Below are 6,051 nucleotides of genomic sequence, written 5' to 3' on the forward strand. Positions count from 1 at the left end.
CCGCCGTTCGGTTCAGAGGGCCGGGAACATCCCCAGGCGGGCCCGGTAGAGCCCGTTCAGCCGTTCGGTGTCGCTGCCGACGTAGAGACCGTCCGGAGTGGAGAGCAGCGCCTCCACACCGTATCCGCGGGTCCTGCCCGGGTTCCAGGCCAGTGCCTTGCCCGTACGGGGATCGATCGCGCCGATTCCTTCCCGGGAGACCGCGCCCTCCCCGGCGGACTTGTGGCCCCGGGGGTTGTCCAGCCAACGCTGGTGCCCCCCGACATAGACGGCCGCACCGGTGACCTCCACCGAGTACAGCGAATCGCCGCCGGTGTAGTTCACCCAGGTGTGGCGCGATTGGGGGATGTCGGTGGTTTCCCAGCGGCTGGCGCTCTTGCACAGTCCCGGCTTCTTCTCCGGGCCCCCGCTGGTGACCACCGCGAAGTAGGAGCCGTCCGGGGAGAACGACATCTGGCGCATGTACGTGTGCAGCTTGGCGTAGTCGCACTCCGAGGCGAACGCCTCGGTGGACCAGTTCCCCAGACGCGCAGGGCTGGAAGCGGTGTCGATCATCGCGATCTGCTGGCGCCGCTGCCCCTGCACCTTGGTGAAGGTTCCGTTGATGAGCAGGCGTCGCCCATCCGGACTCAGCGCGAGTTCCTGCACGCGCAGCGTGCCGCGGCGCGGTTCGCTGATCGCGATGTCGAATGCGCCGTCCACGGCGCCGCTGGTCCCGTCCAGCCGGGCGATTCCAGTGCGTGACTGTCCGCTGATCGAGGTGAAGCTCCCACCCACGTAGAGCTTTCCGCTGTGCGTGGCCAAGCGGTAGGTCGCACCGTTGTCGAGATTTCCGCCGAAGGCCGTCATCCGGCTGCCGTTTGCCGTCGAGAGTTGGGTGACCCCTCGCTGTGCGTACCCGTTGACCCTGGTGAACGTACCGCCGGCGTACACCGTGGCGCCCGGGCCCGCTGCGAGGGAAACCACCGTGCCGTTGACCCTGGGGGTGAAGTCCGTATCGATCCGCCCGGTCCCGTAGTCGAAGGCGAACAGTCCGTCCCGCTCCACGGTCACGTCCCGGTTGGGGTCGGTCACGGTGGAGAAGTCGCCACCCACGACCACGGTGCGACCGATCTGGACGATCGACTTCACGCTGCCGTCGAGGATGTGCGGGGTCCACGCCACGGGTTTCTCGCTGACCACAAAAGAGTGCGCGGTGCCGGCTTCGGCGGGAGCTGCGAGCATCCCCGCGACGGTCAACGCGGCGAGGCCGGCGGTCAGGAACGAGAGGGTGCGGGGCACGAGCGGTCTCCAGGGCTCCAAAAGGTCATCCGTTTGCTCAAACGGCATAGGCGATTACCTACAGTAACCGTTTTCCGGTTCGGGGTCGGGCGGAAAAAGGATTTCCGGCGAGACGGAACCGGTTCTTCTGGACTCCGGACCGCTTTAGGCTGGTCGTCATGACCCGTGCCGAACTCGACAAGAACCCCCGAGACGTCGCCGCGATGTTCGACGCCATCGCCGGACGCTACGACCTCGTCAACGACGTGCTCTCACTGGGCCAGGACCGGCGCTGGCGGCGCGCGGCCGTACAGGCCGTGGAGGCGTACAGCGGGGAATTGGTGCTGGACCTCGCGGCCGGGACGGGAACCTCGTCGGAATCCTTCACCGCCAAGGGGGCCAGGGTCATCGCCTGCGACTTCTCGCTGGGCATGCTCCAGGTCGGTGCCGAGCGTCGGGGCGGCGCCTCCCGCCGCGGGGTCACCGTGGTGGCCGGGGACGCGCTGCGGCTCCCGTTCGCCGATCGGACCTTCGATGCCGTGACCATCTCCTTCGGTCTGCGCAACGTCAATGACGTCGGCGACGCCCTGGCCGAGTTGTTGCGCGTCACCAAGGTCGGCGGTCGTATCGTCATCTGCGAGTTCAGCCACCTGCCGGTCGGGGCCCTCGACAAGGCCCTGGGCAAGGGGATGGAGGTCGTGCTGCCACTCGTGGCGCGCGGCTTCAGCGACAACCCCTCGGCCTACTCCTATCTCTCTGAGTCCATCGCGGCCTGGCCGGACCAGCCGGCTCTGGCCAAGGAACTGCAGGCGGTCGGATGGTCTGACGTCGCCTGGCGCAACCTCAGCCTGGGCGTGGTCGCTCTGCACCGGGGATACCGCCGGGCCTGAACCGACTTCTCACCGCTCCACCGAGTGCGCACGACCGACCGGTCGTGCGCACTCGGTGTATCCGGGGTGCGCCGAAAAAGATCTTCTCCGGATTGATATCCCCTGGTGTGACTGGGAGCGGAAGCGGTGAAGTTCGGGCGATAAGCGTTGAATATCCCTTTCGTGGAACCAAGTTCGCTGGGGGTGTGCCCTCTCGCCTTTGTGCGACAAGGCGGTCAAACCCCTCTATATATCCGCATCGTTGGTTGGTGAAACCCCTTGTCGGGAGGGTGCGGCTGCGCTGTTCGCCAAGTGGGGGCGGGGGTCGCTCCGGGGTGGGAGACGGTCTAGACTGCGACACAAACCCTTGTGAAGTGCTTCACAAGGGTGCGAGTTCTTTCCCGCAAATATGTATAGCCACAAACCCCGTCTCCCAGCATGACCCAGCGCAATGCCGCGCCGAGCAGTCAGGACCATTCGTGAGCCAGACAGCACCGACCCCATCGTCTGCCGTCAACGGACCACCCGCGAACGAAGCCGATGTCATCATCGTCGGCGCGGGGCCCGCCGGATGCACGGCCGCCTACTACCTCGCCCAGGCCGGAGTCGATGTCCTCCTTCTGGAGAAGACGTCCTTCCCCCGCGAGAAGGTCTGCGGCGATGGCCTCACCCCGCGAGCCGTCAAGCAGCTCACCTCGATGGGCGTCTCCTACGAGGGCGACGGGTGGGTCAAGAACCACGGACTCCGCATCATCGGCGGGGGTGCGCGCCTGGAACTGCCCTGGCCCGACCTCGCCGAATACCCGGGCATCGGCCTGGTCCGCACCCGATACGACTTCGACCAGATCCTGGTGAACCAGGCCGTCAAGGCCGGCGCCCGGCTCCTGGAGCGCACCACCGTCACCGAGCCGGTCATCGACGAGCGCAGCAACCGCATCGTCGGTGTCGCGGCCAAGAACTCCGAGGGCGACCGGGTGCACTTCCGTGCCCCGCTGGTGATCGCCGCGGACGGCAACTCCTCCCGGCTCTCCGTCGCGATGGGCGTGCGCAAGCGCGACGACCGCCCCATGGGCGTCGCCGTACGCACCTACTTCACCAGCCCCCGCCACGACGACGACTACCTGGAGTCCTGGCTGGAACTGTGGGACCGCAGCGCAGGCAAGGACGTCCTGTTGCCGGGGTACGGCTGGATCTTCGGTGTCGGGGACGGCACGAGCAACGTCGGTCTGGGCATCCTCAACTCCACCGCCTCCTTCGGCAAGGTGGACTATCGCGAACTGCTCCGCCGTTGGACGCAGAGTATGCCCGAGGAGTGGGGCTTCACCGAGGAGAACCAGCAGGGCAAGATCCTGGGCGCCGCGCTGCCCATGGGCTTCAACCGCACGCCGCACTACGCGCGCGGGCTGCTGCTGGTGGGTGATGCCGGGGGGATGGTCAATCCCTTCAACGGCGAGGGCATCGCCTATGCGATGGAGGCCGGCCACATCGCCGCCGACGTGGTCGCCCAAGCGCTCAGCAGGCCCACCCAGCAGGCCCGGGAGCGGACCCTGCTGCGCTACCCGGTCATCCTGCGCGACACCTACGGCGGCTACTACACGCTGGGCCGCTATTTCGTGAAGATGATCGGCAACCCCGACTTCATGAAGTACGCGACCAAGTACGGCCTCCCGCAGCCGCTCCTGATGCGCTTCACGCTCAAGCTGCTGGCCAACCTCACCGAGCCCACCCACGGCGATGCCATGGACCGGGTCATCAACGGCCTCTCGAAACTGGCTCCCGCTGCCTGAACCGGTCGCGGGAGCCAAAGCGCGCGTCTTCAGACACCCCAGCGAGGACCCCAAGTGATGAACAAATTCCGCGCAGCAACGACAGGGAACGGTTAGCGATGGAGCTCTACGCACCCATCTTCGTACTCGGTGGGATCGGCGCCGCGTTCGTGGTGGTCTCGCTGGTGGCCGGCTCGGTCGCCGGCCCCAAGCGCTACAACCGCACCAAGCTCCAGGCGTACGAGTGCGGTATCGACCCCACCCCGCAGCCGGTCGGCGGCGGTCGTTTCACCGTCAAGTACTACCTGACGGCGATGCTCTTCATCGTCTTCGACATCGAGATCATCTTCATGGTCCCCTGGGCGGTCCATCTCGACTCCCTGGGGCTCTTCGGCCTGGTGGCGATGATCCTCTTCCTCGTCAACGTCTCGATTGCCTATGCCTACGAGTGGCGCCGTGAAGGACTCGCATGGGACTGACGCGTATGGGGCCCGCGCACGGCCCGTCCAGTGTGTCCCGACCCAGTGAGATCGAAGAACCGGAAAGGGGGTTCGCCTGATGGGACTCGAAGAGAAGCTGCCCAGCGGAGTTCTGCTGACCACCGTGGAGCAGGCCGTCGGATTCGTCCGCAAGACGTCGATGTGGCCGGCGACGTTCGGGCTGGCCTGTTGCGCCATCGAGATGATGTCGGTCGGCGGACCGCGCTACGACATCGCCCGTTTCGGCATGGAGCGGTTCTCGGCCACTCCACGCCAGGCCGACCTGATGATCGTTGCGGGCCGGGTGAGCCAGAAGATGGCCCCCGTCCTGCGCACCATCTACGACCAGATGGCCGACCCGAAATGGGTCATCGCCATGGGCGTGTGCTCCTCCAGTGGAGGCATGTTCAACAACTACGCCATCGTTCAGGGCGTCGACCACGTCGTCCCTGTGGACATCTACCTCCCCGGTTGCCCGCCGCGCCCCGAGATGCTGCTGGACGCCGTGCTCAAACTGCACGACAAGGTCCAGAACACCAAGCTCGGCGCACATCGCGAGCGCGAGATCGAAGAACTGGAGACGCGGCGCATGCGCATGCTGCCGTTGGTCCAGCACAGCGAAGGGGGCAACACCCCATGAGCCCCGAAAGCCATGAAGGTAAGCCTAACCTAGCAGAAGGGGAAAACCTCCCCTCGAAGCTGGGTGAGGAACGTCTCAACTCGCCGGTCGCCCGCAGGGGCATGTTCGGCGCGAAGAGCTCGGGGGACACCTCCGGATACGGGGGGCTCCAGGTCTTTCGGGACATCCCGCTGGGAACCGAGCGCCCCTACGCCGACGAGGCCGATCCCCGCACCGCGGACTTCGACGTCGTCGCCGATGCCCTGGAGCACGCCCTCAAGGAGGCCGGCACCTCTTTCGGCGACGCGATCGAGCGGGTCCTGGTGGACCGCGGCGAGCTCACCTTCCACGTGCGCCGCGAGCACCTGACCGAGGTCGCCGCCCGCCTGCGCGACGATCCCGCGCTGCGGTTCGAGCTGTGCCTGGGTGTCAGCGGCGTGCACTACCCCTCCGATACCGATCGTGAGCTGCACGCGGTTTACCAAATGCGCTCGATCACGCACAACCGCGAGATCCGGCTCGAGGTCACCTGCCCCGACACCGACCCGCACATCCCCTCGATCGTCGCCGTCTATCCCACGAACGACTGGCACGAGCGCGAGGCGTGGGACTTCTTCGGGATCGTCTTCGACGGACACCCCGGTCTCACCCGGATCCAGATGCCCGATGACTGGAACGGCCACCCCCAGCGCAAGGACTACCCATTGGGCGGGATCCCGGTCGAGTACCGCGGAGCCACGATCCCGCCGCCGGACGAGCGGAGGTCGTACGCGTGACCACCCCGACGGAAACCTACGTCGACGCAAGCGGCGGTGACTGGGACTCGCAGCGGCGAGCCGAGGAGCGAGCGGAGTCGGCGGTGTCCTTGCGCGGAGCGCGTTCATGCCGGCGGCAGAGTCGAGAGAGGAGGGGAGCGCGACCATGAGTACGACCCCGACGGAAACCTACGTCGACGCAAGCGGCGGTGACTGGGACTCGCAGCGGCGAGCCGAGGAGCGAGCGGAGTCGGCGGTGTCCTTGCGCGGAGCGCGTTCATGCCGGCGGCAGAGTCGAGAGAG

At 66.8% G+C, this 6,051-nt stretch carries 6 protein-coding genes; 5 read left to right on the forward strand and 1 reads right to left on the reverse strand.

Translation table 11 applies throughout. The annotated features are described in order from the left end of the window. Positions 1–12: 12 nt before the first annotated feature. Positions 13–1,302, reverse strand: a complete 1,290-nt coding sequence (locus tag QSJ59_RS17620) for a delta-60 repeat domain-containing protein (RefSeq protein WP_432707502.1) — start codon at positions 1,300–1,302, stop codon at positions 13–15. A 137-nt stretch (positions 1,303–1,439) separates the two neighbouring features. On the opposite strand from QSJ59_RS17620, the gene QSJ59_RS17625 reads away from it, so the two are divergent. From QSJ59_RS17625 to QSJ59_RS17645, 5 genes are all read left to right on the forward strand, one after another. Further along, positions 1,440–2,150: a demethylmenaquinone methyltransferase gene (locus tag QSJ59_RS17625; protein ID WP_285760701.1), complete on the forward strand. Its 711-nt coding sequence runs from the start codon at positions 1,440–1,442 to the stop codon at positions 2,148–2,150. 458 nt (positions 2,151–2,608) lie between these two features. Further along, positions 2,609–3,916: a geranylgeranyl reductase family protein gene (locus tag QSJ59_RS17630; protein ID WP_285760702.1), complete on the forward strand. Its 1,308-nt coding sequence runs from the start codon at positions 2,609–2,611 to the stop codon at positions 3,914–3,916. 98 nt (positions 3,917–4,014) lie between these two features. Next, positions 4,015–4,374, forward strand: a complete 360-nt coding sequence (locus QSJ59_RS17635; protein WP_285760704.1) for an NADH-quinone oxidoreductase subunit A — start codon at positions 4,015–4,017, stop codon at positions 4,372–4,374. 79 nt (positions 4,375–4,453) lie between these two features. Then, positions 4,454–5,014 (forward strand): NuoB/complex I 20 kDa subunit family protein, encoded by a 561-nt coding sequence (locus QSJ59_RS17640; RefSeq protein ID WP_285760705.1) that lies wholly within the window; start codon positions 4,454–4,456, stop codon positions 5,012–5,014. Further along, positions 5,011–5,769 (forward strand): NADH-quinone oxidoreductase subunit C, encoded by a 759-nt coding sequence (locus QSJ59_RS17645; RefSeq protein WP_285760706.1) that lies wholly within the window; start codon positions 5,011–5,013, stop codon positions 5,767–5,769. Before QSJ59_RS17640 ends, QSJ59_RS17645 begins: the two co-directional genes overlap by 4 nt. Positions 5,770–6,051 lie beyond the last annotated feature (282 nt).

Origin of the sequence: Nocardiopsis ansamitocini, assembly GCF_030268225.1 — a bacterium.
GTDB lineage: Bacteria > Actinomycetota > Actinomycetes > Streptosporangiales > Streptosporangiaceae > Nocardiopsis_D > Nocardiopsis_D ansamitocini.

Coding starts and splice junctions, on each gene's coding strand:
- QSJ59_RS17635 (WP_285760704.1), top strand. CDS start 4,015: ATGGAGCTCTACGCACCCATCTTCGTACTCGGTGGGATCGGCGCCGCG.
- QSJ59_RS17645 (WP_285760706.1), top strand. CDS start 5,011: ATGAGCCCCGAAAGCCATGAAGGTAAGCCTAACCTAGCAGAAGGGGAA.
- QSJ59_RS17640 (WP_285760705.1), top strand. CDS start 4,454: ATGGGACTCGAAGAGAAGCTGCCCAGCGGAGTTCTGCTGACCACCGTG.
- QSJ59_RS17625 (WP_285760701.1), top strand. CDS start 1,440: ATGACCCGTGCCGAACTCGACAAGAACCCCCGAGACGTCGCCGCGATG.